Source organism: Luteimonas rhizosphaericola, assembly GCF_029888045.1.
Lineage (GTDB): Bacteria > Pseudomonadota > Gammaproteobacteria > Xanthomonadales > Xanthomonadaceae > Luteimonas > Luteimonas rhizosphaericola.
In genome coordinates this window covers 738,850-754,967 of record NZ_JARXRN010000028.1, presented here as the reverse complement: position 1 = coordinate 754,967, position 16,118 = coordinate 738,850, and the positions used below count along the sequence as shown (strand labels likewise).

The 16,118-nt window shown below is 70.9% G+C and carries 16 protein-coding genes; 4 read left to right on the top strand and 12 right to left on the bottom strand.

Going from position 1 to position 16,118, the window contains the following annotated elements; genetic code table 11:
• Positions 1 to 57: 57 nt before the first annotated feature.
• From QFW80_RS16040 to QFW80_RS16030, 3 genes are all read right to left on the bottom strand, one after another.
• Entirely contained in the window at positions 58 to 390 is a 333-nt protein-coding gene (locus QFW80_RS16040; RefSeq protein ID WP_280602970.1) for a hypothetical protein, read from the bottom strand.
• Between the two features lie 119 nt (positions 391 to 509).
• Positions 510 to 1,163 carry a rhomboid family intramembrane serine protease gene (locus QFW80_RS16035; RefSeq protein ID WP_280602969.1) on the bottom strand — a complete coding sequence of 218 codons (654 nt, stop codon included), beginning with the start codon at positions 1,161 to 1,163 and terminating at the stop codon, positions 510 to 512.
• Between the two features lie 89 nt (positions 1,164 to 1,252).
• Positions 1,253 to 1,603 (bottom strand): MGMT family protein, encoded by a 351-nt coding sequence (locus QFW80_RS16030; protein ID WP_280602968.1) that lies wholly within the window; start codon positions 1,601 to 1,603, stop codon positions 1,253 to 1,255.
• A 45-nt stretch (positions 1,604 to 1,648) separates the two neighbouring features.
• Here QFW80_RS16030 and QFW80_RS16025 point away from each other — a divergent pair, with 45 nt between their 5' ends.
• The gene (locus QFW80_RS16025; protein WP_280602967.1) at positions 1,649 to 2,059 is read left to right on the top strand and encodes a hypothetical protein; all 411 of its coding nucleotides are present in this window, start codon (positions 1,649 to 1,651) and stop codon (positions 2,057 to 2,059) included.
• 190 nt (positions 2,060 to 2,249) lie between these two features.
• Here QFW80_RS16025 and QFW80_RS16020 read toward each other — a convergent pair whose 3' ends face one another.
• Both QFW80_RS16020 and QFW80_RS16015 read right to left on the bottom strand, forming a co-directional pair.
• Positions 2,250 to 3,377, bottom strand: coding sequence for an inorganic phosphate transporter (locus tag QFW80_RS16020; RefSeq protein ID WP_280602966.1), 1,128 nt, complete (start codon positions 3,375 to 3,377; stop codon positions 2,250 to 2,252).
• Between the two features lie 13 nt (positions 3,378 to 3,390).
• Positions 3,391 to 4,017, bottom strand: a complete 627-nt coding sequence (locus QFW80_RS16015) for a DUF47 domain-containing protein (protein ID WP_280602965.1) — start codon at positions 4,015 to 4,017, stop codon at positions 3,391 to 3,393.
• Between the two features lie 256 nt (positions 4,018 to 4,273).
• Between QFW80_RS16015 and QFW80_RS16010 the strand changes: the two genes are divergently transcribed.
• Both QFW80_RS16010 and QFW80_RS16005 read left to right on the top strand, forming a co-directional pair.
• Positions 4,274 to 5,581, top strand: a complete 1,308-nt coding sequence (locus tag QFW80_RS16010; protein ID WP_280602964.1) for a hemolysin family protein — start codon at positions 4,274 to 4,276, stop codon at positions 5,579 to 5,581.
• On the top strand, positions 5,571 to 6,224 hold the full coding sequence (locus QFW80_RS16005; RefSeq protein WP_280602963.1) for an exopolysaccharide biosynthesis protein: 654 nt from the start codon (positions 5,571 to 5,573) through the stop codon (positions 6,222 to 6,224). Before QFW80_RS16010 ends, QFW80_RS16005 begins: the two co-directional genes overlap by 11 nt.
• Positions 6,225 to 6,365: 141 nt before the next feature.
• On the opposite strand, the gene QFW80_RS16000 is transcribed toward QFW80_RS16005, so the two are convergent.
• From QFW80_RS16000 to QFW80_RS15990, 3 genes are all read right to left on the bottom strand, one after another.
• Positions 6,366 to 8,495: a putative bifunctional diguanylate cyclase/phosphodiesterase gene (locus QFW80_RS16000; RefSeq protein WP_280602962.1), complete on the bottom strand. Its 2,130-nt coding sequence runs from the start codon at positions 8,493 to 8,495 to the stop codon at positions 6,366 to 6,368.
• On the bottom strand, positions 8,492 to 9,415 hold the full coding sequence (locus QFW80_RS15995; protein WP_280602961.1) for a phosphate/phosphite/phosphonate ABC transporter substrate-binding protein: 924 nt from the start codon (positions 9,413 to 9,415) through the stop codon (positions 8,492 to 8,494). Before QFW80_RS15995 ends, QFW80_RS16000 begins: the two co-directional genes overlap by 4 nt.
• 116 nt (positions 9,416 to 9,531) lie before the next feature.
• Positions 9,532 to 10,317: an RNA methyltransferase gene (locus tag QFW80_RS15990; protein ID WP_280602960.1), complete on the bottom strand. Its 786-nt coding sequence runs from the start codon at positions 10,315 to 10,317 to the stop codon at positions 9,532 to 9,534.
• A gap of 88 nt (positions 10,318 to 10,405) precedes the next feature.
• On the opposite strand from QFW80_RS15990, the gene QFW80_RS15985 reads away from it, so the two are divergent.
• Positions 10,406 to 11,236: an inositol monophosphatase family protein gene (locus tag QFW80_RS15985; protein ID WP_280602959.1), complete on the top strand. Its 831-nt coding sequence runs from the start codon at positions 10,406 to 10,408 to the stop codon at positions 11,234 to 11,236.
• Positions 11,237 to 11,372: 136 nt separating this feature from the next.
• Here QFW80_RS15985 and secF read toward each other — a convergent pair whose 3' ends face one another.
• From secF to tgt, 4 genes are all read right to left on the bottom strand, one after another.
• Positions 11,373 to 12,338, bottom strand: a complete 966-nt coding sequence (gene secF, locus QFW80_RS15980) for a protein translocase subunit SecF (RefSeq protein WP_280602958.1) — start codon at positions 12,336 to 12,338, stop codon at positions 11,373 to 11,375.
• Positions 12,339 to 12,356: 18 nt separating this feature from the next.
• Positions 12,357 to 14,243 (bottom strand): protein translocase subunit SecD, encoded by a 1,887-nt coding sequence (secD, locus tag QFW80_RS15975; RefSeq protein ID WP_280602957.1) that lies wholly within the window; start codon positions 14,241 to 14,243, stop codon positions 12,357 to 12,359.
• 132 nt (positions 14,244 to 14,375) lie between these two features.
• Positions 14,376 to 14,717, bottom strand: coding sequence for a preprotein translocase subunit YajC (gene yajC, locus QFW80_RS15970; protein ID WP_280580431.1), 342 nt, complete (start codon positions 14,715 to 14,717; stop codon positions 14,376 to 14,378).
• A 117-nt stretch (positions 14,718 to 14,834) separates the two neighbouring features.
• Positions 14,835 to 15,962: a tRNA guanosine(34) transglycosylase Tgt gene (gene tgt / locus QFW80_RS15965; protein WP_280602956.1), complete on the bottom strand. Its 1,128-nt coding sequence runs from the start codon at positions 15,960 to 15,962 to the stop codon at positions 14,835 to 14,837.
• Positions 15,963 to 16,118 lie beyond the last annotated feature (156 nt).

Here is a 16,118-nt window from a genome sequence, read left to right as displayed (position 1 = left end):
AGTCCGGGGTCGTCCGACCGGTTTCCTTCTGCCGCACACCCCGATCCGGGCGATGGGTCACGCGGCTTCGTGCGTTCCCGGCGGCAGGATCACGCCATGCGCAGCCTGCGCTGGCGCCGGCGCCAACGAGGCGTCGGGATGCTCCGGACTTTCGAGGTCCCCGTGCAGCAGCAGATCCTGGACCCGCTCCAGCAGATGCGGCGGCATCAGGGTTTCCAGCACATAGGGGTGCGCATGCTGCAGCGGGCCACCGAGCACCCCGGCGGTTGCACCGTGGTCGGCCCAGGGCACGTACCTGGCATCGGGCCCGGCGGTAATGCAGTCCGGTGCGGGGTCCGCGCACGCATCCGTGGCGCCGTGCCAGGGGCCGCCGACGAAGATGATGCGCATCGCGGTGTCCTTCGCCGGGCGGGAAGCCAACGCTAGGCGTACTTGCGTCAAGCGCGCATGACGTCGTCGCGGGAAACCGCTCGTTCACGCCAGCACGTGCTGGCGCGCGACGAGGCGGTTCAGACCACCCGGCGCACCCGCCGCCCGCCGAAGGGCGGCTGGCCGCGCCAGTGGCGGATCAGCAGCCAGCCGAACAGCATCCCGCCCAGGTGCGCGAAGTGGGCCACGCCGGACTGGGTGCCGGTGATGCCGAGCACCAGCTCGATCAGCCCGTAGACGATCACCAGCGTACGCGCCTTCATCGGCACCGGCGGGATCAGCAGCATCACCCGCTGGTTCGGGAACAGCATGCCGTAGGCCAGCAGCAGGCCGAACACGCCGCCCGACGCGCCCACCGTCGGGTAGTAGCCGCCGCCGTTGCGCACGCTCCAGGACACCACCAGCAGCTGGCACAGCCCGGCGCCGACCACGCATACCAGGAAATAGGTCAGGAACCGCTTCTGCCCCCACGCGTACTCGAGCTGGGCGCCGAACATCAGCAGCGCCAGCATGTTGAACAGCAGGTGCGCGATGTTGCTCGGGCTGTGCATGAAGCCGTGGGTGAGCAGCTGCCACGGCATGAAGCCGTGCGGCGCGTACGGGGCCACTTCCGGCGGCAGCCACGGCCACAGCATCAGCGCGTCCAGCGCCGGACCGAGCAGCAGCTGCAGCACGAACACGCCGCAGTTGGCGATCAGCAAAGCCTTGGTGACGGGGGGAAGATTGGTGAACATCGGCGCTCCTGCACTGCGCCCATGATAACGGTGGAAGCCCGGTACGCCGGCCGGCCGAGGTCACGGTGCGCACGTTCCGCGTCCTGCGTTCAGCGGTGCGGCACCGGTCCCCACAACGCGGCGTCGAGGTCGTCCGCGCGCGGCATGCGCACGCGTCCGGCCACCACGGCCACGCCCTCCGCGCGCAGGCGCCGCGCCTGTTCGCGGTGCGGCTTCGAGCCGGCGGGAAACGCGATGCGTCCGTCGTGGCGCAGGATCCGGTGCCAGGGCAGCGACGGATCCTCGTTGTCCGCGAGCAGGCGCGCGACGAGCCGCGCCCGCCCCGGCAGGCCGGCGCGCCGGGCGATCTGGCCGTAGCCGGCCACGGACCCGTGCGGAACGTCTCGGATCGCATCCAGGATCCGCGTCCGGGCAGAAGGATCGGCAGACAGGGCGGCCATCGGCCATTAGGATAGCCGTCCGTCCCGCCGTCCGATGCCCGCGCCATGCAGAACTTCGAACAGATCCGCCGCCACCTCCTCGGCGGCGACTTCCGGGTGACGATGCAGGAGCCGTACGTGGTGTGCGTGGAGCTCTCGCTCGACGGCGGGCGACGGCACCAGGCGATCTTCCTGGCCGAGCTGCAGGACGACGACGGCCGCAACTACCTGCGCACCAGCACCGTGATCGCGCCGATCACCGGCATCGACGCCCGCCGCGCGCTGGCGTTCAACTGGAACACGCGCGTGGGCTACCTGGCGATCGGCGAGCTCGACGGCGTGCCCTACCTGCAGCTGTGCGAAAACCGCCCCTACGACGGCCTCAGCGCCGGCGAGATCAGCCGCGTGGTGCTGGAGATCGGCGGCATGGGCGATCGCCTCGAGCGCGCCCTTTCCGCCGACGGCGATCTGCTGTGAGCGCGTGACCGGAACGCGTCGAGGATCAAATCCGCGGGGAACAGGGGTCGGACTCCCTTTTCTGGGAAACAGGAGTCAGAGTCCCTTTTCGCCGTGTGGCGCATCGAGACCTGCATGCTCGCGCGAAAAGGGAGTCTGACCCCTCTTTCCCTAGCCCCGCCCCTGATCCCGGATTGCCACTCCCCCGCCCTTACGCCCAGCCCATGTTCTGCAGCAGGCGGAACAGCAGGTAGGCGATCCCGCCCGACATCGGGATGGTCAGGATCCACGCCCAGATCATCTTGTGCACGACGGTCCACTTGATCGCGTTCAGGCGCTTGGCGGTGCCCACCCCCATGATCGCCGACGAGATGTTGTGGGTGGTGGACACCGGGATGCCGAGCGACGACGCGGCCAGGATCACGGACGCGGCGCTGGTTTCCGCCGCGAAGCCGTGGATGGGGTGCAGCTTCACCAGTTTGTGACCGAGCGTCTTGATGATGCGCCAGCCGCCGGCGGCGGTGCCGGCCGCCATCACCAGCGCGCAGGTGATCTTGATCCAGGTGTCGATGTCGCCGTCGGCGAGCGCGCCCTCGGACGGATGCAGGAACGCCAGCCACGCCGGCAGCACGTCGAGCGTGCCCGCGGCCTGCGCGCTGGCCAGGGTGAGCGCGACGATGCCCATCGTCTTCTGGGCGTCGTTCATGCCGTGGGCGAAGCCCATGCCCGCCGCGCTGATGATCTGCGCCTTGCCGAAGAAGCCGTTGACCCAGCGCGGCCGCGCGATCCGCGCCAGGATCCCGCCGCTGCGGCTCATCATCGAGATCACGAAGAACAGCACGCCCATCATCAGGAAGCCGGCCGCGAAGCCCAGCACCGGCGAGGACACCATCGGCACGATCACCTTCCACAGCACGCCCGCGCTGCGGTACAGCGGCTCGGTCGGCTCGGACCAGATCACCACGCCGAAGTCGCCGTAGGCCGCCGCCAGCGCGGCGCCCAGCAGGCCGCCGATCAGCGCGTGCGAGGACGAGGACGGCAGCCCGAACCACCAGGTGATCAGGTTCCAGGTGATGCCGCCCAGCAGCGCGCACAGGATCAACTGGGAGCCGACCTCGATCACACCCGCGTCGATCAGGCCCGAGGAGATCGTCTTGGCCACCGCGGTGCCGGCCAGCGCGCCGATCAGGTTCATGCCCGCCGCCAGCCCCACCGCCTGCATCGGCGAGAGGACCTTGGTGGCGACCACGGTGGCGATCGAATTGGCGGTGTCGTGGAAGCCGTTGATGTACTCGAACACGAGCGCGGTCAGGACCACCACCAGGACCAGGGTCAGCATCGTCGCGGCCCGGTCAGGAGTTCTTGAGCACGATTTCGTAGGCCACCACGCCCGCGCCGCGGCAGCGGTCGATCGCCTTTTCCAGGATCTCGAAGAACTCCTTGAGCAGGAACATCTGCAGCGGATCGAGCTTGCCCGAATAGATGTCGCGGTAGAGCTCGAGCATCAGCCGGTCGGCCTCGTTCTCGATCGAACGCAGCCGGTCGCTCAGCGCCTTCATCGGCTCGAGCTTCATGTGCCGCAGCTGCCGCACCATCTGCACCACCACCTCGGCGGACTGCTCGAGCATCGCCGCGCGCGGCGCGAAGTCGATGTGCTCCAGGTGCTGGGTGGCCAGCGAATAGCGGTCGGCGAACTTCTCGATCTGCTTGGGGATCTTGTACAGCGCCGAGCCCAGGGCCTCGATGTCCTCGCGCTCGATCGGGGTGATGAAGCTGTCCACCAGCGCCTGGCTGATCTTGTCCGAGGCCTCGCGCTCGCGCAGGCGGGCCAGCTTGAAGGCGTCCAGCGCCGGCTGGCGGTCGGCCTCCCGCAGCATGGCGTGCAGGGCCTTGGCCGCATCGTGGGCCGCCACCGCGGCCTCCTCCAGCAGGGTGTAGAACTGATTGCCCTGGCCGAACATGGTCTGCAAGGAAAACATCGCGGGGGGTCCCGCCGTCGCGGAGTGGACGGCCTTCGGGGCGGAATTATGACCGTTGTATGACGGCCACCGCCAACCCCCCGCTCGCGGCCCTGCCCGGCAAAGCCCTTGCGGAACCGGGTGTTATGATGGCCTGCCGCGCCAGTGACGCGCCGCCGCTCCATGGACGACGACCCTAGACCGCCCCCACGCCGCCCCGCCCGCGGCCGCCGTTTCCGCCCGATCCCGGCCACGGCCGCCCCCCGGAGGCGTGCGCGTGCTTGAGCTGTTCATCGTCCTGGTCCTGATCGCCTGCAACGCGTTCTTCGCGCTGTCGGAGATGTCGGTCGTCACCTCGCGCAAGGGCCGGCTCAAGCAGCTCGCCGGCAGCCATCGCGGCGCGCGCAAGGCGCTCGAGCTGGCCGAGCACCCCGAGCGTTTCCTGTCCACCGTGCAGGTGGGCATCACCCTCATCGGCATCCTCACCGGCATGTTCGGCGGCGACGCGATCGGCGCGGCGATCGGCGCCTGGCTCGCGGCACACATCCCCGTGGTCGGCAGCTATGCCGGCACCATCGGCGTGGTGATCGCGGTCGGTCTGATCACCTTCCTCACCATCGTGCTTGGCGAACTGCTGCCCAAGCGGCTGGCCCTGCTGGCGCCCGAACGCCTGGCCGCGTTCGTGGCGCTGCCGATGAACGGCCTGTCGAAGGTGGCGACCCCGGCGGTGTGGCTGCTCAGCGCGTCGGTGCGCGGGATGCTGCGGCTGCTGCGGCTCAACGACACCCAGGCCGCGCACGTGACCGAAGAGGAGATCCGCCTGCTGGTGAGCGAGAGCCACGAGCAGGGCGTGATCGACGCCGACGAGCGCAACATGATGAACCGCGTGCTGCGCCTGGGCGACCGCACCGCGGCCAGCCTGATGACGCCGCGCACGCGCATCGCATGGTTGGACATCGCCGAAGGGTTCGAGGAGAACCTGGCGCTGATGCGCGCGACGCCGTTCTCGCGCTACCCGGTGTATCGCGGCAGCGATGCCGACGTGGCCGGCATCCTGGAGATCAAGTCGCTGATCGACCGGCTCGAGGAACGCGAGTTCGACCTGTTCAAGTACATGCGCGAGCCGCTGTTCGTGTCCGAATCGACCCCGGCGCTGAAGCTGCTCGAGATCCTGCGCGAGGAGCAGCATTCGCTGGCGCTGGTGGTCGACGAGTACGGCGACGTCACCGGCCTGGTGACGACCAACGACGTGATGGAGGCGGTGATCGGCCGCAACCAGACCGGCGAAGGCCCCGACTCGATCCCGCAGATCACCACCCGCGACGACGGCTCGCTGCTGGTGGACGGCGGGATTTCGGTGGAAACCGCGCGCGAACTGCTCGGCGGCGGCGCGCTGCCGTCGGAAGACCAGCACGACTACCACACCGCCGCCGGCATGGTGATCGCGCAGTTCGGCCGCATTCCGCACGTGGGCGAGCACTTCGACTGGGCCGGCTGGCGGATCGAGGTGGTCGACCTGGACGGCCCGCGCATCGACAAGCTGCTGCTGCAGCGCCTGCCCGAAGCGGCGGACGATGCGCGCTGACGATCCGGCGGACGCCGGCGACCGTCCGCACCCGCATCCGCTCGGCACGCGCGAGCTGTTCGATGCGCTGGCCACCGGCGACCCGGAAGACCACCTGCGGCTGGAGGAGATCCTCGCCGGGCTCAGCCGGCAGGTGTTCGGGATGCTGCTGTTCGTGTCCACCGTGCCCGCCTTCATCCCGATCCCGGGCGTGGGCGGCGCGATCGGCGGCCCGCTCACGGTGCTGGTTGGGGTGCACCTGCTGGTCGGCATGCGCAAGCTGTGGCTGCCGCGCTTCATCGCCCGGCGCGGGCCGCGGCGGGCGAGCCTGCAGGCGTTCCAGCGCACGATCGGGCCCTGGCTCACGCGCCTGGAGCGGGTGGTCAAGCCGCGCCTGACCGCAATCATCGAGCACCGCGCGGCGGCGATGTTCACCGGCCTGCTGCTGGTGCTGCTGGGAATCCTGCTGGCGCTGCCGATCCCGTTCACCAACTACCCGTTCGGCATCCTGCTGCTGGTCTACGCCTTCGCCCTGCTCGAGCGCGACGGCGGCCTGATGCTGGTGTGCTGGGCGGTCGGGATCGCGGCGATCGTGGTGTTCGGCGTGCTCAGCGGCGCGCTGGCCAGCGCCGCCACGCAGTGGATCGGCGGACTGTTCGCATAGGCGCCCGGCCGGCCCGTAGCAGGCCGCACGCAAGTCGCCGCGGAACACCCGTCGCCGCACGTCGCACGGCCGGAAATGCGGGACTGCCGTCGCCACCAGGGCGGCCGCGCGGGCAGAACAATCTCCGGAAAAGAGCCACGCCTAGACCAGCAGGCGCGTGAATTCCTGGTTGCTCACCGGGTGGCCAAGCCAGAAACCCTGGGCCATGTCGCAGCCGCGCTCGCGCAGGATCGCGTACTGGCCTTCCTTCTCGACGCCCTCCGCGACCACGTGGATCCCGAGCGAATGCGCCATCGCGATGATCGCGGTGGTGAGCGCGAGATCGTCCGGATCGCGCAAGACGTCGGCGATGAAACTGCGGTCGATCTTGACCCCGTCCACCGGCACCCGGCGCAGGTGGCTCAGTCCCGAGAAGCCGGTACCGAAGTCGTCCAGCCACACCTTGACCCCGGCGCTGCGCAGGCGCGCGAGCAGGCTGCTCACGCGCGCCTCGTCGCCGATCACCGCGGTCTCGGTCAGCTCGATGTGCAATTGCTGCGGCGCCAGCCCGGTCTCGCGCAGCACCGCCTCGACCTGGTTGGCCAGGTCGCTGGCGCGCAGCTGGCGGGCGGAGACGTTGACCGAGACGAACAGCCCGCGCGCGGCCGGGAAATCGCGCTGCCACCCGCGCGCGTCCATGCACGCCGCGCGCAGCACCTGCGGCCCGATCACCTCGATCAGGCCGCTCTGCTCGGCCACGTCGATGAACAGCGACGGCGACACCGGCCCGTGCTCGGGATGGCGCCAGCGCAGCAGCGCCTCGGCGCCGGCCAGGCGGCCGTCCTCGAGCCGGTACACCGGCTGGTAGGCCAGGCTCAGCTCGCCGCGTTCCCACGCTCCGCGCAGGTCCTGCTCCATCCGCACCCGGCGCTCGACCGCCTGGTCCATCACCCGGCTGTAGAACCGGTGGCAGTTCTTGCCTGCCACCTTGGCCTGATACATCGCGATGTCGCCGTTCTTCATCAGCGCCGACACGTCGCCCGCGTCGTCCGGGAACAGCGCGATGCCGATCGAGATGCCCAGGAACACCTGGCGCCCGTGCACGGTGATCGGCCGCCCGAGCTCGCGCACCAGCGCCTCGGCCAGGCGCTCGGCGCGGGCGCGGATGTCGTCCTCGACCACCGCGCCCTGCAGCAGGATCACGAACTCGTCGCCGCCGAAGCGCGCCAGTTCCGCGCCCGGGCCGCCGACCTGGTCGATGACGTCGCGGATGCGGCCGGAGAACTGCATCAGCACTTCATCGCCGGCGTCGTGGCCGATGGTGTCGTTGACCCGCTTGAAATCGTCGATGTCGGCGAACAGCAGCGCCAGCTGGCGCGCCGAGCCGTGTCCCTGGGCGACGCGCTGGTCGAGCAGCTCGCGGAACGCGAGCCGGTTCGACAGCCCGGTCAGCGCGTCGGTGTAGGCCATGCGGCGGATGTCGCGGTCGTGCCGCACCAGGCTGTCGCGCATGTGCGCGAACGCGCGCATCAGGTCGCCGACCTCGTCGTCGCGGCGGCTGGCGGGCACCTCGGCGTCCAGGCGCCCGGCTTCGATCGCGCGCGCGGCATCGGCGAGCTGGCGCACCGGCGAGACCAGCGCCCGCTGCAGCACCACCACGATCGCCGCCAGCAGCGCGACCATGCCCGCGAGCAGCAGGCCCAGCCACAGCAGCTGGCTGCGCCCGATCTCGGCCAGGCGCCCGGCCATGATGCCGCCGACCTGGCGCTCGTCGGCGCGGGTCGCGGCCAGCGAATAGCCCACGCGCACCCCGCCCAGGCGCTGGTCGCCGATGCGGATCGGCGCGGCGATGTCCACCAGGGTGTCGCTGGACTGCACGTGCGCGCCGTCCAGCGCCAGCACTTCATAGGCGAACGGGTCCGACATCGCCTGGCCGTAGGTGGAGATGTCCGGACTGCCGTCGTGGATCACCTGGCCTTCGTTGTCGTAGACGATCACGTAGCTCACGTCGGGCTGGCGCAGCATGCCGCGCGCCGCGGCGCCGATCGCGTCGAGGTCGAAGTAGTACAGCGGGTTGACCAGCGCATCGGCCAGCTGCAGCGTCGCCGCGCGCCCGTGCGAGAGCAGGCGCCGCGAGGAGAAGTCCTGGATCGACTGCAGCCCCAGCTGCTGGGTGTCGCGGTGCATCGCGTCCTGGCGGTGCCAGACCAGCGCCACCATCGCCAGCACCGCCAGCAGCACCACCGCCGCCAGCAGCGCGAACCGTCCGCGCAGGCCCAGGCGCGGCCTCATTCGACCTCCCGCGACACGCGCGCCACCCCGCGGCGCAGGCCGTCGAGCGCGCGCGCGGTCTGCGCGTCGATCGGCACGAAACGGGTGGTCTTGAAGAAGCGCAGCAGCGCCTCGCGCGCATCCGGATCGTCGGCCGCGCCGAGCAGCACCTCGCGCAGGCGCTCGCGCACGCGCGGCTCGAGGTCGCCGCGCACCATCTCCAGCGCGCGCGGGAACTCGGGCGTCTCGCGCACGATGCGGAAGTCGCGCCGGTACGAGGGCGGCACCCGCTGCGGGTTGATCCAGTCCAGGTTGCTCATCGCCCCGGCGTCCACCAGGCCCTTGTGCACCCAGGCCGAGACGTTGAGCTCGGAGCGGCCGAACACGTAGCCGACCGAGTCCGGCGCCGGGCGGTCCATCGGCGAGAGCAGCACCTCCAGCCGCAGGCCGCGGTCGAGCAGCTCGATCGCCGGCACGTAGTAGGAACTGGTGGAGAACCGGTTCTGGAACGCGATGCTGCGCCCGCGCAGGTCGTCGATCTCGCGCACCGGGCTGTCGGCGCGCACGAAGTACAGCGTTCGGTAGCCGGCGACGCCGTCGCGCTCGGTCATCAGCAGCGGCTGCGCGCCGCCGCGGTCGGCCAGGATCATCGCGGTACCGGCGGTCTCGGTCACCCAGTCCACCCGGCCGCGGCGCATGTAGCTCTGCATCTGCTGGGCGTCGCGCGCCATCAGCACCCGGCCCTCGCGGATGCCGACGTCGGCCATCCGCGGCACCACGTAGTCCAGCAGCGGCTTGAGCTGTTCGTAGTGCGCCTTGGGATCGTCGCTGATGCGGCCCAGCACCAGGACGCCGTCGTCAGCGCGCACCGGCGCCGCCAACGCGAGCCACAGCGCCAGCAGCCACCAGAGACGACCGGAACCGGGGGACGACGCGGGCAAGGGACGGATCCGGTTCAGGGCGGGCACGGCCGCGAGCCTAGCGGAAAACCCGGTGACCCGGTAGCGCGTTGCGGGCGCCGGCGGCAGCGCCGGGCGGCGGCCCTCGGGACGCGTGCTCAGCCGCCGCGTTCGCCGGCCAGCCGCGCCATGCGCTGGGCGTCGGCCAGCACGCCTCGCAGCAGGCGCACGTCGCGGTCGTCGAGTGCGGCGCGCAGGAAGATCCGGCGCAGTTTGCGCATCGCCGATTCCGGCGCGCGGCCCTTGTGGAAGTCGATCGCATCGAGCGTCTCGCCCAGCTGGGCGAAGAAGCCCTCGAGTTCGGCATGGCTGGCGGGCACGTCGCCGTCGGGCGCCGGCACCGGCGCCGCGGCGGGCGCGGCCGCGCGCAGCCCCAGCATCGCCAGGCGCAGTTCGTAGCACAGCACCTGGACCGCGGCGGCGAGGTTGAGCGAGCTGTAGCCGGGATCGGCCGGGATCGTCACCGCGGCGTGGCACAGCTGCAGCTCGTCGTTGTCCAGGCCGGTGCGCTCGCGACCGAACACCAGCGCCACCGGCGTATCGGCGGAGCCGGCGGCCGTGGCGACGGCGCGCGCCGCGGCGTCGCCCGGCAGCAGTTCGTCCAGCGCGATGCGGCGGCTGCGCGCGGTGCAGCCCAGCACCAGCCGGCAGTCGGCCACCGCTTCGGCCAGCGACGCCACGCGCGGCGCGGCGTCCAGCACGTCGCCCGCGCCGGCGGCCATGGCCACCGCATCGGCGTGCGGGAAGCGTTCGGGCGCGACCAGCACCAGCCGCTGCAGGCCCATGGTCTTCATGGCCCGCGCGGCCGAGCCGATGTTGCCGGGATGCTGGGTGCCGACCAGGACGATGCGGATGCGGTCGGCGGCGTGCAGGAGTTCGCTCATGGCGCGATGGTAAACTGCGCACCCGGCCATGGCGCCGGACCGCTCTTTCCACCCGCCGCCCGTCCCGCCCGCGCCCACGGAGTCCGCAATGCTCGCCCCTGCCGTCAACATCATGGTCAAGGCCGCACGCGCGGGAGGCAACATCCTGCTGCGGCACATGCACCGGCTGGACGCGCTGAACGTGGTGGAAAAGGACCGCCTGGACTACGCCAGCGAGGTCGACGGGCTGGCCGAAGAGGCGATCGTCAGGGAGCTGCGGCGGGCCAACCCCGACTACGCCATCCTCGGCGAGGAAGGCGGCGCGCAGAAGGGCAACCGCGGCCCCAGCCGCTACACCTGGGTGATCGATCCGCTCGACGGCACCAGCAACTACCTGCACGGCATCCCGCACTGGTGCGTGTCGATCGCGCTGTGCGAGGGGCCCGAGCCGCTGCACGGCGTGGTGTTCGACCCGCTGCGCAACGAACTGTTCATCGCCAGCCGCGGCGGCGGCGCGCAGCTCAACGACAAGCGCATCCGCGTGGCCGAGCGCAAGGACCTGTCCGGCACCATGCTCGCCACCGGCTTCCCGCCGCGCGAGCGCGCCCGCGTCGACGCCCACCTGGACTGCATCAAGCTGCTGCTCAAGGACGCCGAGGACGTGCGCCGCACCGGTTCGGCCGCGCTCGACCTGGCCTGGGTGGCCGCGGGCCGCTGCGACGCCTATTTCGAGGCCGGCGTGCAGCCCTGGGACATCGCCGCCGGCGTGCTGCTGGTGCGCGAGGCCGGTGGCCGGGTCACCGACTTCAAGGGCGCGGCCACCGGCCCGATGCACATCGCCATGGGCCAGGGCCGCCCGCTGATCGCGGGCAACCTCAAGGTCACCGACGCGCTGCAGAAGGCGATCGTGGCCAGCGGCTACGCGAAGGAGTTCGGCTGAGGGCGCTCGCCGGGCGCGCGATTGCGCCGCCCCGTTAGCCGGCTCGCCGGCACCACGCCCCACACGACGAAAAAAAGGCCGCGCAGTGCGCGGCTTTTTTCTTGCTGGATCCGGTCATCGCGCCCGGCGCCGGCGCTCAGGGCCGGCGCGCCAGCGCCTCTTCGTCGCGGGCCTTCGGCAGCAGGTCCTGCTTGGTCACGCGCAGCGGGCCCATGGTCAGCAGCGGGCACGCGACCAGGATCGAGGACGCGGTGCCGATCGCGATGCCGATCATCATCGCCTCGGACATCCCCTCGAGCGAACCGCCGCCGTAGATGTACAGCGCCAGCACGGTCAGGAACGCGACGAACGAGGTGATGATGGTGCGGGATAGGGTCTGATTGATGGAGGTATTCAGCACCTCCAGCGGCCCGGCGCGCATGGTGCGGAAGTTCTCGCGCACGCGGTCGAAGACCACGATCGTGTCGTTGATCGAGAAGCCCATCACCGTCAGCAGGCCCGCCAGCAGGGTGAGGTCGAACTCGCGCCCGGACAGCGAGAACCAGCCGGCCACGATCACCACGTCGCCCAGGGTGGTGATGATGGCCGAGACCGCGAACTTCCATTCGAAGCGGAAGGCGATGTAGATCAGGAAGCCCAGCACCACGAACACGATCGCATAGATGCCCTTGCGCGCCAGGTCCTGGCCGACCTGCGGACCGACGAACGAGCGACCCTTGATCGTGGCGGCGTTGCCGTCGCTCGAGGCCGCGGCCAGCACGTCGTCCGCGGTCCGGTTGATCGCCTCGGCGTCGCTGCCGCCGTCCTTGGGCTGCAGGCGGATCATCAGGTCGGTCGCGGTGCCCATGGTCTGCACCTGGGCGCCGGGGTAGCCGGCTGACTCGAGCCGCTGGCGCAGCTGGTCCACGTCGACCGGGCGCTCGAACAGCAGTTCCACCGAGGTGCCGCCGGTGAAGTCGAGCGCGTAGTTGAAGCCCCGCGTGGCGATGAGCGCGATGGACGCGATCATCATCGCCAGCATGAAGACCACCGTGACCACCCGCCAGCGCATGAAGTCGATGCGGGTCTCGGCGGGGATGAGTTTCAACGGGAAAAGTGCCATGTGTCTTCCTGCTGCCGATCAGATCGCGATCGACTTGAGTTTGCGGCGGCCGCCGTAGATCAGCGTGGCCACGCCGCGCGAGACCGTCACCGCGGTGAACACCGAGGTCAGGATGCCGATCACCATCGTGACCGCGAAGCCGCGCAGCGGGCCGGTGCCGAAGGCGTACAGCGCGATGCCCGCCAGCAGCGCGGTCATGTTGGAGTCGAAGATGGTGCCAGAGGCCTTTTCGTAGCCGCTGGCGATGGCCGTTCGCGGTGGCAGGCCAGCCCGCAGTTCCTCGCGGATGCGCTCGTTGATCAGCACGTTCGCGTCGACCGACATGCCGATCGACAGCGCCAGGCCGGCGAAGCCAGGCAGGGTCATGGTGGCGCCGAACAGGCTCATCACCGCGACCACCATCAGCAGGTTCAGCAGCAGCGCCATGCAAGTGATCAGGCCGAACATCCGGTAGTAGATGGCAAAGAACAGCAGGGTGAAGACGAACGCGTACATCACCGCCTGGGTGCCGCGGGCGACGTTCTCGGCGCCCAGGGTCGGGCCGATCACGTTCTCCTCGACGAAGTCCATCGGCGCGGCCAGCGCGCCGGCCTTGAGCTGCTTGGCCAGGGCGGCGGCTTCCTCGCGGCTCAGGCCGGTGGTCTGGAAGTCCTTGCCGAACACGCCGCGGATGGTGGACGAGCTGATCACCCGCTCGACCGTGCGCGCCGAGCGCACCTCCTCGCCGTTGACCACGGTCACCGTCGGGATCCGCTCCACGTAGACGATGCCCAGACGGTTGCCCACGTTCTCCAGCGTGTGGTCGAGCATGCGCTTTCCGCCGGCGGCGTTCAGCGTGATCGACACCGCCGGCAGGCCGGTCTGCGGGTCGGTCTGCGGCTGGGCGTTGACCAGTTCGTCGCCCGAAACCAGCAGCCGGCGCGAGAGCAGCAGCGGCTGGCCGTTCTGGTCGTAGTAGATGCGCGATCCGGCGGGCACGCTGTTGTCGGCCAGGGCGGCGGCCGCCTGCGATTCGTCGCCGGTGACGGCGCGGAATTCGAGCGTGGCGGTGGCGCCGATCAGGCGCTTGGCCTCGGCGGTGTCCTGCAGGCCGGGCAGCTGGATCACCAGCCGGTCCTCGCCCTGCCGCTGCAGCACCGGCTCAGCCACGCCGATGGCGTTGATGCGGTTCGCGATGACGTTGCGGTTCTGCTCGATCGCGTCGGTGGCGATGCGGTTGATCTCGCCCTCCGACAGGCGCACGTGGATGCGGCTGCCCTCGACCTCGATCACGGGACCGCCGGTGCCCATCGCGGTCGAGGCGCCCAGCCCTTCCAGCGCGGTGGCGACCGCGGCGCGCGCGGCGGCCACGTCGGCGCCTTCGGTCAGCGTGACCAGCACGCTGTTGTCGGGCCGGCGCTCGGCGCCGGTGTAGCCGATGCGCGCCTCGCGCAGCGCTGAACGGATCGCGTCGGCGTAGGCGTCGACGCGCTTTTCCAGCGCCGCCTGCTGGTCGACCTGCATCATGAAATGCACGCCGCCCTGCAGGTCCAGGCCCAGCGACATGGGCCGGGCGCCGAACGACTCCAGCCACGCCGGCGTGGTCGGCACCAGGTTCAGCGCGGCCGAGTATTCCTCGCCCAGCGCCGGGCGCAGGGCGTCGGCGGCGCGGGTCTGGGTGGTGGCGTCGGGCAGGCGCACCAGCACCTGGTCGCCCTCGAGCGAGATCTCGCCGCCGGACACGCCCGCCTCGTCGAGGATCGAGCGCACGCGCTCGACCAGCGCGGCGTCGACCACCGCGGCCGGGCGGTTCCTGGTGACCTGGACCGACGGGTCCTTCTGGAACAGGTTCGGCGCGGCGTACAGCGCGCTGAGCAGCACCACGACCAGGATGAGGGCGTATTTCCAGCGGGGAAAGTCGAGCATTGCGGGCTTCGCTTGCGGAGGGAGGCGCGGCCCTTCCGGCCGGCCCCGTGCCCGCCCGGAGGCGGGCGGAACGTTGGGTGCGGTCGCGGCGCGCGGCCGGCGACCGGCCGGCGCCGCCGCGGGTCCGCCGGATCAGGCGGCCTTGAGCGAGCCCTTGGGCAGCACGTTGGCGATCGCGCCCTTCTGCACCCGGATCTCGACCCGGTCGGCGATCTCGACGGTCACGAAGCTCTCGCCCAGCGCGCGCACCACGCCGGCGATCCCGCCGCTGGTGATCACCTCGTCGCCCACGGCCAGCTTCTCGAGCATGCCCCGGTGTTCCTTCTGCCGCTTCATCTGCGGGCGGATCATCAGGAAGTACATGATCGCGATCAGCACGATCGGCATGATCAGGAAACTCAGTCCGCCTCCCTGGGGGGCGGCGCCGGCGGCCTGGGCGTGGGCCGGGGCGATCAGCAGGTCGAGCAGGTTCATCGGATCGGATCCATCTGGCGGAAAACAGCCGTGAATTATGCCACGCCGGCGGGCCGGCCCCGGACGGGGCGGCCCTGCGGCGGCGGCTCGGGCGGGTTCTGGCGGCCCGTCGGGCCCTCAGCGGGGCCTGCGGGCCGCGTGGAAGGACTCGCGGAAGGCGGCGAAGGTTCCCGCCTCGATCGCCGCGCGCATCCCCGCCATCAGCGACTGGTAGTACCAGAGGTTGTGCAGGGTGCCCAGGATCGGGCCCAGCATCTCGCCGCAGCGGTCGAGGTGGCGCAGGTAGGCGCGGCTGTAGCCGCCGGCGCAGGCCGGGCAGCCGCAGCCCTCCTCGATCGGCCGCAGGTCCTGCTCATAGGTCGCGTTGCGCACCCGGACCACGCCGGTGGAGGTGAAGTAGTGGCCGTTGCGCGCGTTGCGGGTGGGCATCACGCAGTCGAACATGTCCACCCCGCGCGCCACCGCCTCGACCAGATCCTCTGGCCGGCCCACGCCCATCAGGTAGCGCGGGCGGTCGGCGGGCAGCTGCGGCGCGGTGTGGTCGAGCATCGCGTTGCGCTCGGCCTCGGTCTCGCCCACCGCCAGGCCGCCGATCGCGTAGCCGTCGAAGCCGATGGCCTTCAGGCCGTCGGCCGAGCGCGTGCGCAGGTCCTGGTGCACGCCGCCCTGGACGATGCCGAACAGCGCCGCGTCGTTGCCCGCGTGCGCGCGCCTGCTGCGCTCGGCCCAGCGCAGCGACAGTTCCATCGAGCGCTCGACCACGCGCCGGTCGACCGGCTGGCCGTCGACCTGCACCGGCGGGCATTCGTCGAAAATCATCACGATGTCGCTGCCGAGCACCTTCTGGATGTGCATCGACTCCTCCGGCCCGAGGAACACCTTCGAGCCGTCGGTGGGCGCGGCGAAGGTCACGCCGGCCTCGGTGATCTTCCGCTTGTGCGCCAGCGAGAACACCTGGAAGCCACCCGAGTCGGTGAGGATCGGTCCGTCCCAGCGCGCGAAGCCGTGCAGCCCGCCGTGCGCTTCGATGACCTCCAGCCCCGGCCGCAGGTAGAGGTGGAAGGTGTTGCCGAGGATGATCTGCGCGCCCAGCGCCCGCAGCTGGTCGGGCAGCATCCCCTTGACCGTGCCGTAGGTGCCCACCGGCATGAAGGCGGGGGTTTCCACCGTGCCGCGCGGAAAGGTCAGCCGTCCGCGGCGCGCGGCGCCGTCGGTGGTGTCGAGCTGGAACTGCATACGGGACATCGGTGGCCTGGGATGGGTGAGGAACGGTCAAGGCGCATTCGCGGGCGGCAGTCCGGCGCGTGGTGCGCTCGCGCCGTGCAGCGGGTGCCGTCGCGCGACGAGTCTCGACGACGCCCGCCGCCAGGACGGATGCGCCCGCGCTGTGTGCTGCACGGC

Excerpts from the sequence above, each read along its gene's own strand:
- QFW80_RS16025 (WP_280602967.1), top strand. The coding sequence starts at position 1,649 with ATGCAGAACTTCGAACAGATCCGCCGCCACCTCCTCGGCGGCGACTTC.
- QFW80_RS16035 (WP_280602969.1), bottom strand. The coding sequence starts at position 1,163 with ATGTTCACCAATCTTCCCCCCGTCACCAAGGCTTTGCTGATCGCCAAC.
- QFW80_RS16020 (WP_280602966.1), bottom strand. The coding sequence starts at position 3,377 with ATGCTGACCCTGGTCCTGGTGGTGGTCCTGACCGCGCTCGTGTTCGAG.
- tgt (WP_280602956.1), bottom strand. The coding sequence starts at position 15,962 with ATGTCCCGTATGCAGTTCCAGCTCGACACCACCGACGGCGCCGCGCGC.
- QFW80_RS16030 (WP_280602968.1), bottom strand. The coding sequence starts at position 1,603 with ATGGCCGCCCTGTCTGCCGATCCTTCTGCCCGGACGCGGATCCTGGAT.
- QFW80_RS16040 (WP_280602970.1), bottom strand. The coding sequence starts at position 390 with ATGCGCATCATCTTCGTCGGCGGCCCCTGGCACGGCGCCACGGATGCG.
- QFW80_RS15985 (WP_280602959.1), top strand. The coding sequence starts at position 10,406 with ATGCTCGCCCCTGCCGTCAACATCATGGTCAAGGCCGCACGCGCGGGA.
- secD (WP_280602957.1), bottom strand. The coding sequence starts at position 14,243 with ATGCTCGACTTTCCCCGCTGGAAATACGCCCTCATCCTGGTCGTGGTG.
- QFW80_RS15990 (WP_280602960.1), bottom strand. The coding sequence starts at position 10,317 with ATGAGCGAACTCCTGCACGCCGCCGACCGCATCCGCATCGTCCTGGTC.
- QFW80_RS16015 (WP_280602965.1), bottom strand. The coding sequence starts at position 4,017 with ATGTTTTCCTTGCAGACCATGTTCGGCCAGGGCAATCAGTTCTACACC.
- QFW80_RS16000 (WP_280602962.1), bottom strand. The coding sequence starts at position 8,495 with ATGAGGCCGCGCCTGGGCCTGCGCGGACGGTTCGCGCTGCTGGCGGCG.
- secF (WP_280602958.1), bottom strand. The coding sequence starts at position 12,338 with ATGGCACTTTTCCCGTTGAAACTCATCCCCGCCGAGACCCGCATCGAC.
- QFW80_RS16005 (WP_280602963.1), top strand. The coding sequence starts at position 5,571 with ATGCGCGCTGACGATCCGGCGGACGCCGGCGACCGTCCGCACCCGCAT.
- yajC (WP_280580431.1), bottom strand. The coding sequence starts at position 14,717 with ATGAACCTGCTCGACCTGCTGATCGCCCCGGCCCACGCCCAGGCCGCC.